This window comes from Halomonas sp. HL-93, from assembly GCF_900086985.1.
Taxonomy (GTDB): Bacteria; Pseudomonadota; Gammaproteobacteria; order Pseudomonadales; family Halomonadaceae; genus Vreelandella.
Window position 1 is genome coordinate 369,235 of the sequence record NZ_LT593974.1, and the last position, 22,865, is coordinate 392,099.

General features: G+C 54.7%; 18 protein-coding genes. 9 read left to right on the top strand and 9 right to left on the bottom strand.

Features of this window, described 5'->3' with window-relative positions; genetic code table 11:
• Window positions 1–161: 161 nt before the first annotated feature.
• The gene (locus GA0071314_RS01655; protein WP_074395012.1) at window positions 162–1,136 is read left to right on the top strand and encodes a Bug family tripartite tricarboxylate transporter substrate binding protein; all 975 of its coding nucleotides are present in this window, start codon (window positions 162–164) and stop codon (window positions 1,134–1,136) included.
• Window positions 1,137–1,216: 80 nt separating this feature from the next.
• On the opposite strand, the gene GA0071314_RS01660 is transcribed toward GA0071314_RS01655, so the two are convergent.
• Window positions 1,217–2,716, bottom strand: a complete 1,500-nt coding sequence (locus GA0071314_RS01660; RefSeq protein WP_074395013.1) for an aldehyde dehydrogenase — start codon at window positions 2,714–2,716, stop codon at window positions 1,217–1,219.
• Entirely contained in the window at window positions 2,713–3,960 is a 1,248-nt protein-coding gene (locus tag GA0071314_RS01665) for a M20 family metallo-hydrolase (RefSeq protein ID WP_074395014.1), read from the bottom strand. The genes GA0071314_RS01660 and GA0071314_RS01665 overlap by 4 nt, the downstream gene beginning before the upstream one ends.
• A 160-nt stretch (window positions 3,961–4,120) precedes the next feature.
• Here GA0071314_RS01665 and GA0071314_RS01670 point away from each other — a divergent pair, with 160 nt between their 5' ends.
• From GA0071314_RS01670 to aguA, 3 genes are all read left to right on the top strand, one after another.
• A complete protein-coding gene (locus GA0071314_RS01670; protein ID WP_074398385.1) occupies window positions 4,121–5,521 on the top strand; it encodes an aminotransferase in 1,401 nt (466 codons plus the stop codon).
• Window positions 5,522–5,594: 73 nt separating this feature from the next.
• Entirely contained in the window at window positions 5,595–6,941 is a 1,347-nt protein-coding gene (locus GA0071314_RS01675) for a Na+/H+ antiporter NhaC family protein (RefSeq protein WP_074395015.1), read from the top strand.
• Window positions 6,938–8,068, top strand: a complete 1,131-nt coding sequence (gene aguA, locus GA0071314_RS01680; RefSeq protein WP_074395016.1) for an agmatine deiminase — start codon at window positions 6,938–6,940, stop codon at window positions 8,066–8,068. Before GA0071314_RS01675 ends, aguA begins: the two co-directional genes overlap by 4 nt.
• A gap of 70 nt (window positions 8,069–8,138) precedes the next feature.
• Here aguA and GA0071314_RS01685 read toward each other — a convergent pair whose 3' ends face one another.
• The gene (locus GA0071314_RS01685) at window positions 8,139–9,257 is read right to left on the bottom strand and encodes an alkene reductase (RefSeq protein WP_074395017.1); all 1,119 of its coding nucleotides are present in this window, start codon (window positions 9,255–9,257) and stop codon (window positions 8,139–8,141) included.
• A gap of 155 nt (window positions 9,258–9,412) precedes the next feature.
• Between GA0071314_RS01685 and GA0071314_RS01690 the strand changes: the two genes are divergently transcribed.
• Window positions 9,413–10,168 carry a FadR/GntR family transcriptional regulator gene (locus GA0071314_RS01690; protein ID WP_074395018.1) on the top strand — a complete coding sequence of 252 codons (756 nt, stop codon included), beginning with the start codon at window positions 9,413–9,415 and terminating at the stop codon, window positions 10,166–10,168.
• Here GA0071314_RS01690 and GA0071314_RS01695 read toward each other — a convergent pair.
• From GA0071314_RS01695 to GA0071314_RS01715, 5 genes are all read right to left on the bottom strand, one after another.
• Window positions 10,165–11,433 (bottom strand): allantoate amidohydrolase, encoded by a 1,269-nt coding sequence (locus tag GA0071314_RS01695; RefSeq protein WP_074395019.1) that lies wholly within the window; start codon window positions 11,431–11,433, stop codon window positions 10,165–10,167. The genes GA0071314_RS01690 and GA0071314_RS01695 overlap by 4 nt on opposite strands.
• Window positions 11,434–11,454: 21 nt before the next feature.
• Window positions 11,455–12,156, bottom strand: coding sequence for a DUF1028 domain-containing protein (locus GA0071314_RS01700; protein WP_074395020.1), 702 nt, complete (start codon window positions 12,154–12,156; stop codon window positions 11,455–11,457).
• Between the two features lie 11 nt (window positions 12,157–12,167).
• Window positions 12,168–13,562: a YfcC family protein gene (locus tag GA0071314_RS01705; protein ID WP_074395021.1), complete on the bottom strand. Its 1,395-nt coding sequence runs from the start codon at window positions 13,560–13,562 to the stop codon at window positions 12,168–12,170.
• 175 nt (window positions 13,563–13,737) lie between these two features.
• A complete protein-coding gene (locus GA0071314_RS01710) occupies window positions 13,738–14,109 on the bottom strand; it encodes a hypothetical protein (RefSeq protein ID WP_074395022.1) in 372 nt (123 codons plus the stop codon).
• A gap of 118 nt (window positions 14,110–14,227) precedes the next feature.
• Window positions 14,228–15,424, bottom strand: coding sequence for a M24 family metallopeptidase (locus GA0071314_RS01715; protein WP_074395023.1), 1,197 nt, complete (start codon window positions 15,422–15,424; stop codon window positions 14,228–14,230).
• 454 nt (window positions 15,425–15,878) lie between these two features.
• Here GA0071314_RS01715 and GA0071314_RS01720 point away from each other — a divergent pair, with 454 nt between their 5' ends.
• Window positions 15,879–17,171, top strand: a complete 1,293-nt coding sequence (locus tag GA0071314_RS01720; protein WP_074395024.1) for an NAD(P)/FAD-dependent oxidoreductase — start codon at window positions 15,879–15,881, stop codon at window positions 17,169–17,171.
• Between the two features lie 138 nt (window positions 17,172–17,309).
• On the opposite strand, the gene GA0071314_RS01725 is transcribed toward GA0071314_RS01720, so the two are convergent.
• Window positions 17,310–18,698 carry a glutamine synthetase family protein gene (locus tag GA0071314_RS01725; protein WP_074395025.1) on the bottom strand — a complete coding sequence of 463 codons (1,389 nt, stop codon included), beginning with the start codon at window positions 18,696–18,698 and terminating at the stop codon, window positions 17,310–17,312.
• Window positions 18,699–18,963: 265 nt separating this feature from the next.
• Between GA0071314_RS01725 and GA0071314_RS01730 the strand changes: the two genes are divergently transcribed.
• The 3 genes from GA0071314_RS01730 to GA0071314_RS01740 are packed head-to-tail and all read left to right on the top strand — an operon-like array spanning window position 18,964 to window position 22,681.
• Window positions 18,964–19,770, top strand: coding sequence for a gamma-glutamyl-gamma-aminobutyrate hydrolase family protein (locus tag GA0071314_RS01730; RefSeq protein ID WP_074395026.1), 807 nt, complete (start codon window positions 18,964–18,966; stop codon window positions 19,768–19,770).
• 35 nt (window positions 19,771–19,805) lie between these two features.
• The gene (locus GA0071314_RS01735) at window positions 19,806–21,182 is read left to right on the top strand and encodes an aspartate aminotransferase family protein (protein WP_074395027.1); all 1,377 of its coding nucleotides are present in this window, start codon (window positions 19,806–19,808) and stop codon (window positions 21,180–21,182) included.
• Complete coding sequence (locus GA0071314_RS01740) at window positions 21,182–22,681, top strand: aldehyde dehydrogenase (RefSeq protein ID WP_074395028.1); 1,500 nt, start codon at window positions 21,182–21,184, stop codon at window positions 22,679–22,681. The genes GA0071314_RS01735 and GA0071314_RS01740 overlap by 1 nt, the downstream gene beginning before the upstream one ends.
• The last annotated feature ends 184 nt before the right edge of the window (window positions 22,682–22,865 follow it).

Here is a 22,865-nt window from a genome sequence, read left to right on the forward strand (position 1 = left end):
TGTTTGATGTCACGGCTGAGTGTTCAGTTTACGTATACCCCAATGAGGGTATTTTTTTTAATTTCTTATGTTGCTAGTTTTCTTATTAAATAACGATAACGATTTTCTAAAGTGTAACGGCGTCAGCACACAATAACTAACTAATTAATAAGGTGATGACCATGTTGGATAAAAAAGTAACGCGCTTTATCTCTGCTATCGTAATCGCTTCGAGCACAGTGGCATTAAACGCTTCAGCGTCAGATTATCCTCAACAAGATATCCGTATGGTGATCCCCTATGGCCCTGGAGGGGCAACCGACGCCATATTTCGTTTAGTCTCGAAAGAAGCAGAAAAGCATTTAGGCGTGTCGGTGATACCTGTCAATATGGCAGGCGCTGGGGCAACGACCGGTTCACGTCATGTCAAAGAAGCGCAGCCGGATGGCTATACGCTTCTGGGGAGTCACGATACGATCGCGCTTTCACGCCTCGCAGGCACAGTCGATTACTCTTACGATGCATTCGAGCCCGTGGCATTACTGACCCAAACAATTGTCATTCCGATGACATATGCCGACCATCCTGTGGACGATATGGCTGAAATGGCCAGCTATATCTCAGAGCATCCGGGTGAGGTCACCTTTGGAATGACACCCTCTTCAGTGGATCACTTCTATTGGGTGCAGCTTTTTGATGCGATTGGCGTCAACCCAGAAGATGTGCGATTTGTTGCGTATCAGGATACAAACGAGCAGATTGCGGCGTTAATGGCGCAAGAAATAGATTTCGTTAACGCTGACATGCCTTCAAGCCGTGCCTTTTTTGAGAGTGGTAAATTTCGACCTTTAGGCGTGTCTCATGAGGAACGCCTTCAAGGGTTAGAGGATGTGGCGACCTTAAGAGAGCAGCAGGTGGACTTGGTCAGTGCTACCAATCGAGGCATTTTCGCTCCTAAAGGTACTCCCACGCATATTTTAGAGGCTTTGGCAGATGCTTATTCTAAAGCGCTTGAAAATGAAAAAATTAGAAATCGAATAGAGAATGAGTTTGGCTCGGTCGTTCATTTTTTGCCAACCGATGAATACCAGCACTTCTTAGATGAAAATGAAGCTGCGTTAACGCAGGCTGCAGAAAGTATCGATTTCAATAACTAAGCGCTAAGTATCAATATCGCCCTGTATGGCTTTTTAAATCAGCCTACAGGGCGATTGTATTTATCCGCAGTCGTTTTAGATCAAGCGTTGATGGACATCCAGATAGTCTTGATGTTCATATATTCGTCAATGGAGTGCAGTGATTTATCCCGCCCATTTCCAGACTGCTTCACCCCACCGAACGGTACGGTCATATCCGGGCCTGCCCAGTTATTAACGTAGACTTGCCCAGACTGCAACTTGCGTGAAACACGCATGATGCGATCAATATCCTGGCTCCAGACGGCGGCAGCCAAGCCGTATTCGCTGTCGTTGGCAAGGGCCAATGCCTCTTCTTCGGTATCGAAGCCAAAAACCGACAGCACTGGCCCGAAGATCTCCTCGCGACCTATGGTCATGGCCGGGGTGACATCGTCAAATACGGTGGGAGGAATAAAGAGCCCGGCGCTATCTAATGGCTGTCCGCCGGTACGCAGCGTGGCACCCTCTTCTTGCCCCTGGCGGATATAATCAAGCACTCGCTGGTATTGAGTGTCATCTACCATCGCCCCCATAAAGCTTTGCGGGTCGAGTGGGTCGCCTGGTTGCATGGCAGCTGCAGCGCCCACCACCTTCTCAACGAAGGCATCGCGAATGCGGTTTTCCACCAACAGCCGTGAGCCAGCGATACAGACTTCACCTTGGTTATGAAAAATCGCAGCGGCTGCGTGCTGGGCTGCGGCGTCTAGATTGTTGCAGTCGGCAAAGATGATGTTGGGGCTTTTGCCGCCGCACTCCAGATAAACGCGTTTCAAATTGGACTGGCCCGCGTACTGCATGAGCTGTTTGCCCACTTGGGTGGAGCCGGTAAAGGCGAGGCAGTCGACCTCCATCGACAGGGCCAGCGCTTTACCTACGGTATGGCCATAGCCGGGGAGTACTTGGAATACCCCGGCGGGTAGGCCCGCTTGTTGGCTTAGTTGAGCAAGGCGTAGCGCCGATAATGGCGATTTTTCTGAGGGTTTGAGAATAACGCTGTTACCGGCCGCCAATGCCGGTGCAATCTTCCAGGCGGTCATCATGAGCGGGAAGTTCCAGGGGACGATGGAGACCACCACCCCGAGCGGCTCGCGCACAATCAAGCCGAGGTGATGGTCTCCCGTCGGAGCCACCTCACCGTAAAGCTTATCGATACTTTCGGCGGTATAGCGCAAGCAGCCGATGGCGCCGTCAATATCCCCCAGCGCACTGGTAATCGGTTTCCCCATATCCAGAGTGTCCAGCAGGGCAAGTTCGTGTCTATGGGCCTGCATTAACGCCGCTAGGTCAAGCAGCGTGGCTTTGCGCTGACCTGGGGCGCGTCGCGACCACTCTCCCCGATCAAAGGCCTGCCGAGCTGCGCGGGTAGCGAGCTCGGCATCAGCGTCATCACAGCTGGCGACCCTGGCTAACACCTCGCCGGTGGCTGGGTTCACCGTGGATAGGGTGGCGCCGCGCTGCGCATCGACAAAGGTGTCGTTGATATAGGCGCGGGTTTCAAAGGAGAGTGTGTCTGCCAGTGATTGCCACTCGGACTGGTTCGTTGGGACAGTTGTACTCATTGGGTAACCTCAAGGTCGTTAGCGTTATGCAGTAGCGCGTCGCAAAGCACTTGGGTGCCAAGTGCACACTGCTCCGGCGTTGAGTACTCGGCTTCGTTATGGCTAATGCCATCGCGACAGGGAATAAAGATCATCGCGGTGGGTGCCACCCGTGCCACATACACCGCATCGTGGCCCGCACCACTGAGCATTCGGCGGTAAGCAATGCCGCGTGCCTTTGTGGCCTGTTCGATGGACGCAATACACTGCTCGTTAAAGGCCTCCACCGGGGAGTTCCAGAGGCGTTGCGGTGTTACTACGACACCAAAGGTCTCTACCAAGGCATCCAGCTCGCTATAGAAGCGGGCCTCCAGCGCGTCTAGCCGATCATCGTGCATATGACGAAGGTCGACAGTCATGGTGACCTGGGCAGGAATCACGTTGCGGGAAGGCGTATCGATCTCCAGGCAGCCAAAGGTCACCTTGCTGTCACCGCTGGTGTCGGTGGCGGCGATGGCGTATAGCCGATCAATGAGCCGGGCGGCAGCGGCCAGGGCGTCGTGACGATATGCCATGGGAGTGGTGCCCGCATGAGCAGCGTTGCCTTCAATCGTTAGGTCAAACCAGCGCATCCCTTGCACTCCGGTGACCACACCGATATCTAAGCCCTCCTCTTCAAGCACCGGCCCCTGTTCGATATGCAGTTCCAGAAAACTGGCTAACCGAGGCTCGCCAATAGGCAGGCTGCCCTTCATGCCTGTCTCATCAAGGGCCTGTCCAAAACTGATCCCTTGTTCGTCCTGGCGAGCGAGGGTCTCCTCCACAGTAAACACCCCCGCATAGGTGCCGGAAGCCACCATCGCGGGGGCAAAACGACTGCCTTCCTCGTTCGTCCAAACGATCAGTTCCAGAGGTCGTTCGGTAACGATTTGGTGATCGTGCAGGGTGCGAAACACTTCCAGACCTGCGAGAACCCCCAGTACGCCGTCGAAACGCCCCCCTTTCGGCTGGGTATCCAGGTGGCTGCCGACAGCGGCAGGCGCCAGATCGTCACGTGTGCCGGGGCGACGAAAAAAAAGATTACCCACTGCATCACTGCGAACGTGGCAGCCAATATCGGCGCACCACTCGATTAACTGCTGCCGACCGGCAGTATCTTCGGGTGTTAGTGCCAAGCGGTTGCTGCCGCCATTGGGGGTTGCGCCGATCTCTGCCATGGCCATTAAACTTGACCACAATCGCCGACCATCGATGGACACTTGCATGGCGTGTCTCCTGTTGTGTTTGTTGGGTTAAGGATATCCACCATAGGAGGCCTTCCGCGCAGCCGATATACCCCAATGGGGATATATTCCCGACACTGTTTTCCCCGCTAGCCTGTGAAGCCACCTCTACAACGGCTTCCTAATAAGCGAGGGCATAATGATGACTCAGCAGCAGGCGCACGCCTCTTACGATGCGCAAGATCTTTGGCACAAAGATAAAAATCACTTTATTCACCCCTTCACCGACTTCAGCTTGTTCCACGAAAAAGGCTGTGACGTGATTACCGACAGTGATGGTATCTATGTCGAGGATGTACACGGCAACCGCTTTATCGATGGGATTGCGGGCCTGTGGTGTGTCAATGTGGGCCACGGCCGTGCCGAAATTGGCCAGGCGATGGCCGAGCAAGCCACGCGCATGGCCTACTTTTCTACTTTTAATAATCTCTCCAATGCCCCGGCCACCGAGCTGGCTGCCAAGCTCGCCGAGCTTGCGCCTGCCCACTTGAACCATGTGTTTTATAGCTGCGGCGGGTCAACGGCAAACGATGCCACCATCCGGCTTGTGCATTACTACTTCAATCGTTTGGGCAAGCCTTCAAAAAAGCGCATCTTGTCGCGCACCAATGCCTACCACGGCACCACCTACATGGCGGCGAGCCTGACCGGTATCGCCAGCAATAACTGGCAGTTCGATACGCTTGATCTGGTGACACATTTGAGCGAAGCCAACTGCTATCGCCGTCCAGAGGGGATGAATGAGGCCGAGTACTGTGATCATCTGGTCGATGAACTCGAGCAAACCATTGACCGGCTAGGGGCAGATAACATAGCCGCCTTCATTGCAGAGCCCATTATGGGAGCAGGCGGCGTATTGGTTGCACCGCAGGGCTACCACTCCCGCATGCAGGCCATATGCCGTGCCAACGATATTCTGTTTATTGCCGATGAAGTGGTGACGGGCTTTGGTCGTTTAGGGCACTTCTTTGCCTCAGAAGCCGTGTTTGAAACCCAGCCCGATATTATCAATGTGGCGAAAGGGCTTTCATCTGGCTATGCCCCGCTGGGTGCAACGCTGATATCTGACAACCTTTATGCCGTACTAAGTACTCCTCAAGGCCCAGGCGGAGTGTTGAGCACTGGCTTTACCTACTCTGGGCATCCCGTTAGCTGTGCTGCAGCGTTAAAAAATATCGAAATCATTGAACGTGAAGGCATTTGTGAAAATGTTCTAGAGGTTGGCCCCTATCTTGAGTCACAGCTCAAAACCCTCGCCTCTCATGAAACGGTCGGCGATATACGCGGCAGTCATTTCATGATGGCGATTGAAAATGTGGCAGATAAAACGACCAAGGCGTTGCTCCCTGTTGAAGCACGCGTGGGTGACCGCGTGGCGGCTGAAGCACAGAAGCGGGGTTTGATTATTCGACCCGTCGGCCATCTCAATATCATTTCTCCGCCCTTGATCTGGACGCGTCAAGTCGTGGACGAAGCTGTAGCGATTCTTGATGACGCTTTTGCCGCCACCACGCGCTCACTTAAAGCGGATGGTTACCTATAAACACTGCTATGAGAGGCGGGCGCTAGTGCCCGTCTTGAGTAGTGATCTACGACAATGATAAAGGGGAATAACAATGGAAGAGTATGGAGTTTTAAGCCTGATACCTACGTTAGTGGTTTTAGTCATGGCGATTATTACCCGGCGCACGATTGAGTCACTTCTGGCAGGCGCGCTGGTAGGCTTATTGATGTTTGAACCTCTCAATGTCATTACCCAAGGGTCGGATATACTGCTATCGGTATTGGGTAATGACACGGTGACGTGGATTATCCTTGTGTGTGGGCTATTTGGTAGCTTGATTGCCTTGCTGGTAAAAACGGGCGGCGTGTTAAGTTTTGGTGATGCGGTTACCCGACGCATCCATACCCGCCGACAAAGCTTGTTAGCGACGTGGGGGCTGGGGCTAATCATTTTTGTCGATGACTATCTCAATGCGCTGACCATTAGCGCTTCCATGAAGAAAGTGACAGATCGCTTTAACATATCCCGTGAGAAGTTAGCGTATATCGTTGACTCCACGGCAGCGCCGATCTGTATTCTCGTACCGTTTTCCACCTGGGCTGTGTTCTTTGCAGGTTTGCTGGAAGAGAACAATGCTGCTGGTAACGGCATGGGGCTATACATTCAAGCGATACCTTTTATGTTTTACGCTTGGATAGCGGCGGCGCTTGTGCCCCTGGTGGCACTGGGCATTATCCCCAACCTTGGCCCAATGCGAGCAGCTGAGGCTCGCGCTGAAGCTGGCCAGCCACAACCAGATGGCACTGACGACAGCGCGCTGGAAATAGAAGATACAGACAAAAAACGCCCTCATCTGCTCAATTTTCTGCTTCCTATTGCGACGCTGATTTTCTTCACCTGGTATTTTGAGATTGATGTGCTGCGCGGCGTTATTGTGGCGCTTGCTGTGACGCTAGTGCTTATCGCGGTGCAGCGACTGTTAAGCTTTCACGATACGTTTGACACCGCGCTTGATGGCTTCAAAGCCATGATTATGCCACTTGGCACGCTGGTGGCTGGGTTTGTGCTTAAGGAGGTGAACGACCTGCTTGGCTTAACCAACTATGTGATCGAGAGTGTTCAGCCGTTAATGACCGCAGGTATGCTACCGGCGGTTGTCTTCGTCACCATGGCCTTTCTCGCTTTTGCGACCGCCTCCTTCTGGGGACTGTTTGCTGTGGCGATGCCTATCGTATTACCGCTTGCCAGTAGTATGGATGCGCATATGCCGCTCGTAGTGGGGGCTTTGATCTCAGCCAGTGCCTTTGGCAGCCACGCCTGCTTTTACGGCGATTCTACCGTCCTTTCTGCCCAAGGGGCCGGGTGTACGCCAATGGCCCATGCGTTAACGCAACTGCCCTATGTCTTAATAGCCGCTGCCGTGGCAACGGGCTTCTTTATACTGGCGGGGCATATATGAAGCACTCGACGTCCTTACCTATAACTACCACCGGCTCTCTGGCGAGCGAGCCAACACCCAGAGCGTTGGGCTTTTCGATGCCGGCGGAGTTTGCCCCCCATGCTGCCTGCTGGATGCTGTGGCCTCAGCGCCCAGATACATGGCGCTATGGCGCAAAACCTGCCCAGCAAGCCTTTGTCGATGTAGCACAAGCGATTGCAGAGAGTGAGACGGTCTTTGTGGGTGTCAATGATGAGCAGTATGAAAATGCCCGCAACCAGTTGCCTGCGCATATTCGGGTGGTTGAGTTGTCCAGCAATGATGCCTGGATGCGCGATGTCGGGCCCACCTTTATTACCCACCCCGATGGGCGACTCGCCATGGTGGACTGGGAGTTCAATGCCTGGGGCGGGTTGAAGGAGGGGCTCTATTTCCCATGGGACAAAGACAAGCGGGTTCGTTGTAAAATCAGTGAGATGCTGGGTATTCAACGCTTCGAGGCCCCGCTCGTATTAGAAGGAGGAGCCATTCATGTGGATGGTGAAGGTACGCTTATCACCACGGAAGAGTGCTTGCTGAATCCTAATCGTAATCCGGAGATGAGCCGCGCCACTATCGAATACTGGCTGCAGGAGTATTTAGGCGTCAGTCACATCATCTGGTTACCGCGTGGCTGTTATCTCGACGAGACCGATGGCCACGTGGACAACCTGTGCTGCTTTATTGCGCCTGGCCATGTGGCGCTAACGTGGTGTGAGGATGAGCAAGATCCCCAGGGCGCTATTTGTCGGGAAGCATTGCGTGTGCTGGAAAACGCCACGGATGCTCAAGGCAGGCGGCTCACTATCCATAAACTGCCCCAGCCAGGCCCGCTATATATTGCCGACGATGAAGCCAGTGGAATTGATCGCCTGAACAGCTCGCATCCCCGGTTACCTGGGGATCGCATGGCGGGTTCTTACGTCAATTTTTATATTAGTAACTCGGTCATTGTAATGCCTTTGCTGGATCCTCGTTACGATGGACAGGCTAAAGGCATTCTATCCCGGTTATTTCCCACGAAAAGGGTGATCGGCGTTAGGGCAAGGGAAATACTGCTTGGTGGCGGGAACATTCACTGCATCACTCAGCAGCAACCACGCGTGTAGCGTTTCGCAGGGAAAACGCCCTGTTCAGCCACAGGCTGAACAGGGCGCGGGGGAAAGCTACCTTTGGCTGTTACTGGATGCGGTCGTAACCGTTATCCATAAACGGATAGTCGGTGTAGCCTTTTTCGTCGCCGCCGTAGAACGTCTCGTGGTCGGGCTCGGCGAGCGGCGCATTGACCCGGAAACGCTCGGGCAAGTCCGGGTTGGCGATGTAAGGACGCCCAAAGGCCACCGTGTCGGTGGTGTTTTCGCGGATGCGTGTTTCCGCATGGTCGGCGTCATAGTTGCCGCAGTACATCAGGCTACCGCTAAAGCGCTCACGCATCTGCTCACGGAATCCGTCAGGGAAAGTGATATCACCACCGGCCCAGTTGGGCTCGTTCAGGTGCAGATAGGCGAGGCCGCGCTTGGAGAGTTGCTCGGCCATATAGAACGCCATGGCTTCAGGCTCATCGTCGGTCAAGCCGAACAGTTCGATAAACGGCGTCATGCGAATGCCGACCCGGTCAGCGCCGTAGACGTCGATTACGGCATCGACCACTTCCAGCGGGAAGCGCGCGCGGTTTTCCAGCGACCCGCCGTACTGGTCGGTACGCTGGTTGGTGCCCGTAGCCAGGAACTGGTTCAGCAGGTAGGCGTTGGCCGCGTGGACCTCGACCATGTCAAAGCCTGCCCGTTTGGCGCGAATAGCCGCCTGGCGGTAGTCGTCAACGATGCCGGGAATCTCGTCGGTTTCCAACGCGCGCGGTGTACTGGTGGCGTGCTGACCGGCGGTGCCGTCTTCAAACTCAACGAAACACTGGGCGCCTTCGCCTTTCAGCGCGCTGGGCGCGACCGGCTGCTGGCCGTTGGGTTGAACCATTTCGTGGGAAACACGCCCAACGTGCCACAGTTGCAATGCCATTCGCCCGCCTTTGGCATGCACTGCATCGACTACGTTTTTCCAGCCAGCTTCCTGCTCGTCGGTCCAGATGCCGGGTGTATACACATAGCCACGGGCGGTGGGGGAAATATTGGTGGCTTCGCTGATAATCAATCCGGCCCCGGCGCGCTGGCCGTAATAAGCTTCCTGCATTTTGCCAGGCACGCTGTCAGGCGTGCGAGCACGGGTCAGCGGTGCCATGATCACCCGGTTGGGGATTGATACGCTGCCTAGTTGCGTCGGGGCAAAAAGCGTTTCGTAAGCCATTAAACAAACTCCTTTCGAGTTCTTAGATGAACAATAGCGCACAGAATAGACCAGTTTACTAGTGAGTGCCAATATCGTGCGGATTTTCGTCTGCGGCCCTAACGCTGACGAGTTCTGCTACGCTAGCGGCATTACTAATGGATAGACGTTATCGCATGACGAAAAAAGTATCCCAGCGCCGCCCTCATCAGGTGGCAGAAACCATTAAGTGCTGGATTGTTGACCGCCATTTGAAACCTGGCGATCGGCTTCCCAGTGAAGCGGAGCTGATGGCAACGCTCAACGTATCGAAGGGGACCGTGCGCGAGAGTACGCGTGTCTTGGAAGCACAGGGATTGGTGGAAACGCGCACCGGGCCTGGTGGCGGTGCCTTTGTGCGTGCGATGAGCGACGCGAAAGCCGTATCGCTTTTAAGTAATTATTTATTTTTCAAAGATATTTCGATTCAGGATATCTATCAGATTCGTTTGGCGCTGGAGCCTGAACTAGCCGCCTCGTTAGCAGGCAAGGTCAGCCAAAGTGATATTGCTCGGTTGCGGGAGAGCTTGCACAGTTACGCACAGCCTAGTGACGATAGCGACACCGAACGGCAGCAGCACCTCGACTCGCTTAACTTTCATTTGATGCTTGCCGAGCTGGCGGGCGGCAATCAATTGCTGACCTTTATTATTCGCTTCACGATCCAGGTGCTTTCCGACCTGACGATTTACCGCCGTTTATATGACCCGGTTACCCACGATTTAGGGCAAACGGGGTGCCGCTACCATGCGGCAATACTTGATGCCATTGAGCTAGGTGATGCGGACAGTGCCTTTGCCATCATGCGCGAGCATATGTTGGACGCTCAGCGGGTAATGAACCAGCAAGAAGCCCAGGTAAGGCGAGCTTTCCTGCCGGAGTTATTGGCCTAACGGCATTTCGCGGGATCAAGCTGCTGCAAAAAGGCCATCATGACCCGCACCGCTGCTTCGCCATCGTCAGCGGAAATGCTCTCGTCGGGGTGGTGGCTCAAGCCCTCTTTGCAGCGTACGAACAGCATGCCGATATCGGTGACATCCTGCATGGCCAAGCCATCATGACCGGCGCCGCTAAACATCCGCTCAGTGGGTTGCTGAACGTTGGCGCAGGCTTGCTCTAGACCCTGCATAATCCATTCGGCACATCGGGCACCGTCTGCGCGGTAGGAGTTGTCCATGGATAGTGACAGACCGCGACTTTCGGCAATCTCTTTGAGTGCGACCTGAACCGCCTCGCGTCCCTGCTGCCGCGTTGCTGACTGTGGAGAGCGTAGCTCAATCGTAAAGGTGACCGATGCGGGTATGACATTAACGGCATTGGGGCGTACATCCAATTGCCCAACGACGCCAACTAACGCCTGCGTAGTTTGCAGCACGCTATCGACAGCTAGCACCATTTCTGCGGCACCCACCAACGCATCATGGCGGCCAGGCATCGGTGTGGTCCCCGCATGACCGGCCTTTCCACTAACCGTCACTTGATGGCGCTCAATACCAGTGAGAGCGGTGACAATCCCCACTGCATGATCGCGCTGCTCCAAGCGGGGGCCTTGTTCGATATGTACTTCCACAAACCCCAGCGTGTTGGCAGGCTTGCGGGCCAATGCAGGAATGCCATCTGGCTCTGTGCCAAAGCTACGCAGCGCCTCTTTTAAAGTGATGCCTTGTGCATCGCGTACCTCAAGCTGCTGTGGGTCAACCGTGCCCGCGAGAGCGCGGCTGCCAACCAGGGTGGTAGGAAAGCGCACGCCTTCTTCATCACCAAAAGCGACCACTTCCACCCCATAAGGTAGCGTAATGCCTTCGTGGCGCAGCGCTTCTAACGCGATCAGCGGGACTGCTATGCCGAGCATGCCGTCGTACTTGCCACCCTCAACCACTGAGTCCTGGTGAGAGCCCATGATTAACGTGGGCTTGCCAGCTTGAGCATTGGGGCAGCGGCCTACCAAGTTGCCTGCCGCATCGAGCTCGGGTGTCAGGCCTGCGCGTTGCATCCACTGTTCAATCAACGGCAGTACTTGGCGATGTTCGGGCGAGCAAAACAGCCTTGTGACGCCAGGGCCGAGCTGAGAGTAACGCGCCGCTTCGTCCAGACAACTTAATAGATAGTGACCTATCTGTCCTTCAGCGAAGGTTGTAGGTGGGGTTTGGTGAGACATAAGAACTCCATCAATGAGCCATCAGCGTAGCGGTAGCTGCTGCCAAAACGCTTGAAAGTCGGCCGCCCTGAAACGCGCTTCAAGCGCCCGCAGTGCCTCAATAACGTCGTCGGCCCAATCCACCCGAAGGTCGATAGGAGGCTGAGCAAAGGACTCGATACGCAGCGCGGCTGAGCGTGTCCCACGGGCATCGCCGCCCGCATTGAGAGCGGCCTCCAACGCGTCCAGTAAGTGGCTGAGCAGCCGTTGGTCGTGATCGTGGGGGTATCGAGGGTGAGCGCCATCTTGCAGGACAGCGGTGCTGTTGAGCGTGCTGATTTGAATAAAGTGCTTGGCCAACATTGTGACTACATCGGTGTTATGCAGCATGTTGCCTGCTGCTGCGACACTTGGGTAGAGGTTGGCAGCTACACTGGGCAGGTTGGCGGAACCAGTATGTACATTAGCTCGTCCTTGAGCGTCCATCACCAGGCACTGACGATTCTCTGAGCGGCCATCAGTCTGAATTGCCACTTGCAACGCCTCGGAAGCGGAAGCGCCTTGGCTCAAGGTCTCGAATACCCGTGCAGGGTACCAGGGGTTGGTGTAGCGCCCCTGGGTAACGCACGCCCCAAGGCCGCGCCAGCAATGATGCACATAGCCACCCACCGCCACGCCACCCGTTGCGGTGAGCGTGGCCACGGTGCCCGTTTCAGGATGAACGTGAACCAGTGAAAGCGTCATAAGGTCGCTGATCAGTAGCCTGCGTAGTGGCCAATGATCAAGCCTACCCAGGCCAGTAAATAGACCACGACCATAAAGGGCAGAATGGCTTTCAGCCACTGCGCATAAGAAACACGACCAAGGGCCAGCATTGCCAGGGTGCCGCCTGAGGTAGGCACAATCAGGTTGGTCAAGCCGTCGCCCACCTGGAAAGCCGTGATCATTAACTGACGGCTCATGCCGACTAGGTCGGCGACAGGAATCAGAATCGGCATGGTAACCAACGCCTGCCCGGAACCCGAGGGTATGAACAGGTTGATAACGCCCTGGACGACACTGGCACCAATCGCCGAGAACAGCGGGGGAATGTTGTCGATCAAGGCGCTCAGCGAATTAACGATGGTGTCAATAATCACCGCCTGCTCCAGGATAACCTGAATAGAGGCCGCGACCCCGATCACCAGCGCGCCGGCGGTGACACTCGCCGCGCCTTCCATCATCTGTTTAACAATACCGTTGGCCGAAAGGCCGTTGAGCGCACCGATGATGATCGCCAGTAATAGAAAAGTGGCGGCGATCTCATTGATATACCAGCCGCGCGTAAAGACGCCGATAAGCATTGCGCCCAAGCCGCCAACAAAGACCGCGATGGTCAAAAGATTGCGCTTGGTCAGGCGGTATTCGCTTAGGGGCTTGCTTAACGACTCGGCGTTGTCAGGCTCTTCAAAGTCCATCTTGATGACACGTTTGCAGATATACAGCGATAGCAGGGCGAGCGATGAAACCACCATCAAGGTACGCAGCCAGGCGCCCGAAAACGTGGGTAGCTCGGCAATACCTTGCGCCACGCCAACGGTGTATGGGTTGATCGGCGACAGCGCAAAGCCGATACCGATGCCGCCAACCGCCATTGTGGTTCCTACCAAGCTAGAGCATCCAATAGCACTGGCAATAAGCACTGCAATGGGGACGAGGGCGATATTATTCTCAAATCCCACCGCGACACCGAAAAAGCCGTAAATGAAGGTGCCAACGGTAATGATCATATTGCGGCGCTCAATCCCGACGCGATGAACCGCGACGCCGATGGCGTTTTCGAGCGCACCGGTTTTCTGCAGGATATGAAACAGGCCGCCGGCGATAAAGACAATAAATAGGTATTGCGAGGCGGAGATGAGGCCTTCCGGTATCGCCACAAAAATATTGAAGGGCGACAAGGCGGCAACGTCGTTTAAGTACCTAAAGGAGTCAGCGATGACGACGGTTTGTCCGTCCTGTGTCGTTCGCTCAAACTCACCGGCAGGAATAATGAAGGTCAGCAGATAAGTTGCGACCAAAATCATAAAGATCAGCACCATTGGATCGGGGACCGTTTGGTACCATTTTTTGCTCGGACGGGCTGCCGCCGCCGTGTTGTGTTCTGTCATGAGAGACCCCTTGCGTAGTGTGTGTCGCAGCGTGGTGCTCGTTGGTGGCACCTTACATTCAATTTATCATGATAAATTCAGGGGTCAAGAAAACGACAATACGCAAGCACACCTGCTACCTAACCAGTAAATGGTCAGTAGGCAGTGCCTGTAGGTGAGTGATGACGTGTAATGTTTATCCCCGTTGCCAAGGCCAGCGGCGCTTAGGCGGGGTGTCGATCTGCTGTAGCGCGCTGGATAGCGGCAGCATAAGGGCGGCTAACTGACGGTGGCAGATGGCGCTGCTGAGTACGCCGGGGCACTGCTTAAGCAGCAGCTCGCACTGCTGGGAGGCGATGAACAACTGCTCGGTGACGGCGGGAGAAAATATCGGCTTGGCCTGCTGGCAGCAGTGGGTCAGCTCCCGCGATAACATCGTGAGCATGCTGGTATCCAGCCAGCAGGGCAGAGGATCGTCTAAGCGACCGGCAATCGAGTGCTGGATAGCTTCAAACGAGGTGCGTAAGAACATTATGGTATGGCGAAGCTGACGCTGTTCGCTGTTCATGTGATTAATCCAGCATCGTCGTCGATGGCCAAATACAAAAGAGAGTATTTCTCATTTTCATCTGTGTGACGATAGCGCCAGTCCATCAGGCTGTCAATACTGCGGCTATAAGAGGCTGTTATCTGGTCGTGCTGGGCGCCTGAAATAGCTGCCAGTCGTTACCTGTTAGTGGCTTGGCACCTTGCGCGGTCACCACCACTGTATCGCTCAGCCCAACGCCCCACTGCCCCGGCGACCGCAGGCATAGCGGCAGGTGAAACACCATATTGGCTTCAAATTCACGCAACTGCCCTTGGGCGATATAGCCGGTCCCCTCGACCCAGCTGGGGGGAAACTGCGCGCCCACCGCGTAGCCAAATACGCCGGAGAAAAACAGCCGGTCACGTTGCGGCGCGAGCAGTGCATCAGCGGCCCTGGCGGCCTCATCAAAGGTGTTACCTGGGCGCATGGCATTGCACAGCGTTTCAAACATCGAGCGGCACAGATCGCGAGTGGCAGAAAGGGCCGGGCTGGGTGCGCCGGTAACGGCGGTGCGCATCATAGGGGCGGTATAGCGCTGATAGGCGGCGCCGAATTCCAAAAAAACCGGCTCATTAGGCTGTATTACGTGACGCTTGTGGTTGACGTGAATGATCCCAATGCGATGCCCACTAGTAACAATCGGCTGAAGGCTCATAAATTCACTGCCGTTTTCCAACAACGCTTTGGCCCCCACGGCAGCAATATCGTTATCGGTCATGCCAGGGCGAATTATCTGGATGGCGGCGTCCAACCCAGCGGCGGTAATGCGCGCGCTTTCTTGCAGCATGTCGAGCTCGGCGGCGCTTTTAACGATCCGAATGGTATCCAGCAAATCGCCAGCCTCGCAGAAGCGCTCTCGACCAACGCTATTGGCCAGGGCCTCCATAACACCCACGCGTAATCCACTGCTCCAGCCATCAATGCCGATGCGGGGGCAGCTGGCGAGCAGGTCTGCCAGCGGGGTGATAATTTCATCCACGTTTTCCCAGCGATAACCAATAATCTCGTCCACCCGAGCCGTAACAACGGCAGCTCCCGTTTCAATCGACGCCACTTGCAGTACTAAGCGCTCTGGTGTGCACACTAGGCACGCATGCACCGAGACCTCGAAGGTGTGGTAGCCGGTGAGGTAATTAATATCGGCTGGATCGGTGAGCAGCAAGGCGTCAAGGCCGCGCTCGGCCATCGCTTGGCGAACTGTATCCAGGCGCGCTTGGTATTCCGAATGAGAAAAAGGCAGCTCGCTCTGAGCGAGAGTCTCGGCAAGGGCTTCGCGGTAGTGGTGGTAATCCATAGCGACCTCCAGGAGTAGGTAAGGTCAGTATAGGCAGCTAAGAGCTTAACGCTTTCCATGTCATCAACGCTAACCATGCCTTTAGTACGGATGTTAAAGAGGAATCATTGCCTCATCTGGAGGTTTTCAGTTTGGGGAAAGCGTGCAAGCGGGATTTCGTTGGTGCGCGCCTCCCTTGTTAAGTAGTGACTGCTGACTGAGCGGGCTTTGCAAATAGGCTGTTACGAAGTATTGGGTTGAGCATAGTTGACATGATTGAGGGGGTTGTTGGGAGCAAAATATTTGCGCCTAGAAGCAAGTGTGAGATAGACACAATTTTTAATTTGTTGAATTTAATGTGACATAAAAATTCATATTGTTGGTTTTTTTCAGCCTAAAGCAGTGCTTGTTGCCCTTTTTTAGGCTGTTATGTACCATGATGTGGTTAAAATAATCAACAACTGGAGGGCGATAGATGCAATCTCAAACTTCTTCTGGGCATGTCTCATCTTACTATGCGGCGTCTGCCAACGTTTCGCCGGAACGGTCTGTGCTAGAAGGTGATGTGGAGAGTGATGTCTGTGTAGTGGGAGCTGGATTTACCGGTATCTCAGCGGCGCTACATCTGGCCGAGCGTGGTTACCGTGTGGTGGTGCTGGAAAGCGTGGCGATTGGCTTCGGAGCATCTGGACGTAACGGCGGGCAGATCGTTAACAGCTATAGCCGTGATATGGATATTATTGAGAAACAGAATGGCGCTGAAACCGCTCGCGCGCTGGGCGCTATGGCGTTTGAGGGTAACCAGATTATCCGGCAACGCATTGAGAAGTATCAGATCGATTGTGACCTGAAAGAGGGTAACCTTTTTGCTGCCTGTAACAAGAAGCAGTGGGAAGGTCTCAAGGAACAAAAGACCTTATGGGAGCGCTACGGCCATCAGGAACTGGAACTGCTGGACGGCGATGAGGTCAGGCGAGAGATAGGCAGCGAACGCTACGTGGGCGCATTGATGGATCACTCTGGTGGTCATCTACATCCCCTCAATCTGGTGCTGGGGCAGGCAGCAGCATTAGAGGCGCTGGGTGGGAGGATTTTTGAGCATTCGCCCGTGACGCGAGTGGAACACGGTGAGCCGGTAACGCTGCATACCCCGAAGGGGCGAGTGACTGCTCAGCGGGTGGTCATGGCTGGCAATGCCTATTTGCAAGGGTTGCTACCCAAGCTGGAAAGTAAAGCGATGCCGTGTGGAACCCAGATCATTACCACTGAGCCACTGCCGGCAGAGTTAGCAGCGCGATTACTGCCTAACGATAAAGCGGTAGAAGATTGCAATTATCTATTGGATTATTACCGCCTGACTGCTGATAACCGCTTGCTGTATGGCGGGGGTGTGAATTATGGCGGGCAAGCATCAGCCAGTATTGAAGCGGCCATCCGGCCGAAAATGCTAACCACCTTTCCTGAGCTGAGCGATGTCCGCGTTGATTACGCCTGGAGCGGTAACTTTCTGCTGACGCTCAACCGTTTGCCGCAGTTCGGACGTATTAATAGCAATGTCTACTATGCGCAGGGGTACTCTGGTCATGGTGTAACGTGCTCGCATCTGGCGGGAAAGCTGGTGGCAGAAACCATTAGCGGTGAGGAAGCGCGTTTTGAATCCTTTGCACAGGTCTCTCATCTGCCAATGCCTGGCGGGCGCCTGTTGCGTGTGCCGCTTTCCGCCATAGGGGCGTGGTTTTACGCCATGCGTGACCGGCTTGCAGTGTGAGCGGGTTCGATTACTTCTACAGCAACGTCTTGCAGCACTGGTGGTTGGTTTAATTTTAGTATTCACCTAGCGTTTGTGCACAGCCCTCTCCCACATTCCTGTGGGAGAGGGAGGGGCTGTTGATTGGTAATCGCCAATCTAGACTTGCCGCAGGTACCAGTCGTATTCCATCGCACTGACTTCGCGCATGGTTTCGGCACGCTCTGATTGGCGGTTGGCAATGAACACGTGAATGAAGTCTTCGCCAAGTTGTTCGCCGAGTACGCGGTTGTTGCCAAGCAGGTGTAGCGCTTGGGTCCAACTGTTAGTTAACTGAGGCGCGATTTGGTCATAGGCGTTGCCGATGATGGGCGCAGCGGGGGTGAGCTGCTGGTCCATTCCATGGTGGATTGACGCCAGCACGGTGGCTAGTAGCAGATAGGGGTTGACGTCAGCGCCGGCCACGCGGTGCTCGATGCGTCGCGCTTCTTTTGGTCCGGCGGGTATGCGTATCGCCACGGAGCGGTTGTCGTATCCCCAGGTGGGTGCCATTGGCACATAAAGCCCTTCCTGAAAACGGCGGAAGGAATTTAGGTTTGGCGCCAGTAGCGCCATGGAGTCCGGCATCAGCCCCAGCAGCCCCCCTACGGCGTGTTGTAGCGCTTTGCTTTCCAGTGGGTCATCGCCGTTTTCGGCAAAGATATTTTGCCCGTTGCTATCCACTATGCTTGCATGAACATGGGTGCCGCTACCTGCTTCCTGACCATAGGGCTTGGCCATGAAGGTGGCTTCAAAACCGTGGCGTAGCGCCACGCCCTTTATCAGTCGCTTGAGTAGTACCGTATTGTCACAGGCGCGCAAAGCATCATCGTCGTGAACCAAGTTGGCTTCAAATTGCCCTGGTGCGCACTCCTTCAACACCGTGTCCAGCGGCAGGTCTTGTGCCTGAGCGGCACTCTGCAAATCATTGATAAATTCAGCGTACTCGTCCAGCTCCAGCACTGAGTAGAGTTGGCTTTGCGTGGCCCGTTCGCCACTGCAGGGAGATTGCGGTGGCTGAATCAGATTCCCTCCATCGCGCAGACGATCGACCAGGTAAAACTCCAATTCAAGGGCGACTACTGGTGTTAAGCCACGGTCAGAGAACTGCTTAAGAAGGCGGCGCAAAATCTGGCGCGGATCGGCAAAGAACGGCGTGCCATCCATTTCCTCCATGGTCATCAATAGCTGACCGTAGTGGTTTTTATTCAGCCAAGGTGCCGGGTTGAGCGTGCCGGGAATGGCGCGGCATAAACGATCACCATCGCCGCTGGAAAGCCCTAGTCCGGTTTCCTCCACGGTATTGCCGTTGATATCCAGCGCAAATACGGATGCAGGCAGGAAAATGCCTGTTTTGAAGACTTTAGAAAGGTTGTCTCTAGGGATCCGTTTGCCACGGATAACGCCATTAAGGTCACTGATCAAAAGGTCAATACTGGTAATGTCAGGATAGCGCTCAAGGAAATCCTGGGGTTCGTTGTGAGCGTTTGTAGGACTGGCAGAGGACATACAATATACCTTGTTTTTATGCCGTTTTGGTTGCGTTCTGATAACGATATCCTTGCTCTGGCGACCTCGTGTGTCAAATATTTAATAACAAAAAGCCTAGTTTTTGTTCGAGTAAAAATAAGTGCGTTTGTTTTTGTATTTATAAATCATACTATTAGATATTTTTTTGCAAAAAAGTTGTCTTCCCTATTGGAAAATAAAATAGACCGCGCTATGTTGAGGTGAGTGTTGATTAAAGCATAACAACTGACAAAGTGTATTAACCATGGAAAAAATCCAATCCCCAAGCCCGGTTGTGGGTGTAATCGCCTGCTGTCGGGATGTGGAAGGCCACCCTGCTCAGATGGTGACCGACAAATACCTCCAAGCGCTCTACCAGTATGGTATGACGCCGATTATTCTCCCCGTGCTAGCTGCCGACACGTTGACCTTTGAACAGCGCAAAGCTCAGGCCGTAGCGCTCTTTGGTAATCTTGATGGTCTTTTGCTTACAGGCAGCTACACCAACGTCTCACCGTCCCGTTATGGCGCCGAGCGCGCACCTGAAAATACCCGCGATGACGCTTGGCGTGATGAGCTGGCACTTGTCTGGGTGCATGAAGCAGTGAAGCAAGCGTTGCCGTTATTCGGAATCTGCCGCGGTTTCCAGGAAATCAACGTGGCATTTGGCGGCACATTGCACCAAGCCGTACACACGCTACCAAATATGCTCGACCACCGTGAGCCATCCGCCGATAACAAAGCCGGTCATTATGCGCCTGCTCATGAGCTGAATATCCGTCCTGATGGTGCTTTGGCGGCGCTATATGATGCAGAGCACGCCGAGGTGAATTCGCTTCATCAGCAAGGGATTGATCAGCTTGCGCCGGAGCTTGATGCGGAGGCGTGGGCGCCGGATGGGTTGATTGAAGCGATTTCTATACGTGATGCCACCGCGTTCGCGCTGGCCGTTCAATGGCATCCTGAGTGGTATCCCAAAGAACATCCTTTATACGACTCGCTGTTTCAGGGCTTTGCAGCGGCTTGCCGTCACCATCGCTACCAACATGACGCACAGCCTGCCGCTTGTTGAGGCTTGTCGTTATGATCTGATCAGGAGCCATGCTCATGCAGACCCAGGATTACCAAACGCTGGATCGCCAGCACCACCTTCACCCATTCTCCGACTTTAAATCACTCGGAGAAGAGGGCAGTCGCATCATTACCCATGCTGATGGGGTGTATATCAACGATAGCCAAGGCAATCGCATCCTTGATGGTATGGCGGGCCTGTGGTGCGTCAACCTCGGCTATGGCCGTCAGGAGCTGGTGGATGCTGCCACCAATCAGATGCAGCAATTGCCGTATTACAACAACTTTTTCAAAACTACTCACCCACCAGCAGTGAAGCTGGCAGCTAAGTTAAGTGAGCTGGCACCCGAGCATATCAATCATGTGTTCTTCACGGGATCCGGCTCTGAAGCCAACGATACCGTGCTGCGCATGGTGCGCCGCTATTGGTCGATCAAAGGCAAGCCGGAAAAGCAATGGATCATCTCGCGTGACAATGGTTATCACGGCTCTACCGTTGCAGGCATGAGCCTTGGCGGCATGGCGCCGATGCACGATCAAGGCGGCCCTTGTGTGCCGGGCATTACCCATATTGGCCAGCCTTACTGGTTTGGCGAAGGGCGCGACATGAGTCAGGAGGCCTTCGGCAAGCAGTGTGCCCAAGCGCTAGAAAAGCAGATCCTGTTGTTGGGTGAAGACAACGTGGCCGCCTTTATTGCCGAGCCGGTGCAGGGCGCGGGCGGTGCCATCATTCCGCCGGACAGCTATTGGCCTGCGGTGAAAGAGGTACTGGCTAAGTACGATATTTTGCTGATTGCCGACGAAGTCATTTGCGGTTTCGGGCGTTTAGGCGAGTGGTTTGGCAGTACTCACTATGGGCTAACACCTGACCTGATGCCGATTGCCAAGGGCTTGTCGTCGGGCTATCTGCCCATTGGCGCGGTGCTGGTGGGAGACCGCGTGGCCGATACATTGATAGAAGATGGCGGTGAGTTCTTCCACGGCTTTACTTACTCCGGCCACCCGGTCTGTGCGGCTGTGGCGCTTAAAAACCTCGAGCTGATGGAAAGTGAGCAGGTGGTCGACAACGTTCGCCATGACCTGGGCCCTTATCTGGCGAAACGTTGGCAGGCGTTGGCGGAACACCCGTTAGTTGGTGAAGCTCGCTCGCTAGGCCTGATCGGGGCACTTGAGCTGGTTGCTGACAAGACGACCGGTGTGCGCTTCGATAAATCCCTTTCGGTAGGCAATCTGTGTCGTGATTTGTGTTTCGAAAGCGGGCTAGTGATGCGCTCAGTGGGCGACACCATGGTGATATCCCCGCCGCTTATCATCACGCACAGTGAAATTGATGAACTGGTGAGCAAAGCGCGTTTGGCACTGGACAAAACAGCCGAAAAGCTGGCGATAACACACCCCATGGAGAGTGCATAATGGCGGCAGATAACACGAAAACCCTAGCCGACTGGCAAGCAAAAGCAGCGTCACTGAGCTTTGAAACGCGCGCTTTTATCAATGGTGAGTTTGTGGCCGCCGCAGGTGGCAGCACACTGACCAGTATCAATCCTGCTACCGGAAGCGTGCTTGCCGAGGTGGCCAGCTGCGATGCGCCAGAGGCTGAGCGTGCAACGCAAGCGGCCCGTGAAACCTTTGATAGCGGTGTCTGGTCACGTTGCCCTCCGAGTCAACGCAAGCGCGTGTTGCTGCGCCTCGCGGATTTGGTAGAGACGCACCGCGATGAGTTGGCGTTACTCGATACGCTCGATATGGGTAAGCCGATTTCCAGCTCGCTTGGGGATTTGGCAGGCACCGTTGCCTGCTTGCGCTATCAGGCGGAATGTATCGATAAACTCTATGGCGAAGTGGCCCCCACGGGAGATCGTGCGCTCGGATTGGTGCTACGTGAACCCATGGGCGTTGTTGCGGCGATCGTGCCATGGAATTTTCCACTGATGATGACGTCCTGGAAGATTGCCCCGGCACTGGCCGCGGGCAACAGCGTGGTTCTCAAACCGTCGGAAAAATCGCCGTTGTCGGCGCTGCGCTTGGCGCATCTTGCCCAGGAAGCCGGTATTCCTGACGGCGTATTTCAGGTTTTACCCGGTTACGGCCATACGGTGGGCAAAGCACTGGCGCTCTCCATGCAGGTAGATTGCTTGGCGTTTACCGGCTCCACGGCGGTGGGTAAACAGCTCATGCAGTACGCCGGACAATCCAACCTGAAACGCGTGTTTCTAGAGTGCGGTGGCAAAAGCCCAAACATCGTTTTTGCGGACTGTCAGCATCTAGATGCCGTCGCCCAAAGCGCTGCAGAAGCTATTTTCCACAACCAAGGTGAAGTCTGTATTGCCGGTTCGCGCCTGTTGGTGGAAAACAGTATTCGCAAGGAGTTTGTGGCCCGTGTGGTGAAAGCCGCTGAGCACATGCAGCCAGGAGACCCGCTCGACCCGGATAGCTTCATGGGCGCCATGGTCGATGAAGCGCAGTACCACCGGGTACTTGAGTATATTCGCCAAGGCGAAAGCGAAGGCGCCACCCTGACGCTAGGGGGTGAAGCCAATCACTCCCAGGGATATTTCCTGTCGCCGACGATTTTCGATGACGTTACTCCCGATATGCGCATTGGCCGCGAAGAAATCTTTGGCCCCGTGCTGAGCGTGTTCGGTTTCGACAGCGAAGAGCAAGCGATTGCACTGGCCAATGATAGTGACTTTGGCCTCGCTGCCGGCGTTTGGAGCCAGGACATTGACCGCATTATGCGGGTCTCTCGGCGTCTGCAATCCGGTCAGGTATACGTGAATAACTGGGCGGGTATCGATCAGACAGTACCCTTTGGCGGCGTTAAACAGTCGGGCAATGGGCGCGATAAATCGCTTCATGCGCAGGAGAAATACTGCGAAGTGAAGACGGTGTGGATGTCGCTGAGCGTTTGAACCCTCGAAGTTCGTAACGAACTTCACCTGGGTACTTCACCCTTTATTGATTCGATTCAACAGCGCTAGGTGTCACGGCAAAAGCCGTGCCCCTCGCCGAGGGGGCCTTGTGCCTGAAAAACCAATAAAAACAAGCATAAGAAGGATCGGAGTCGCCATCACTGCAAGGATTTCCTAACGGAAA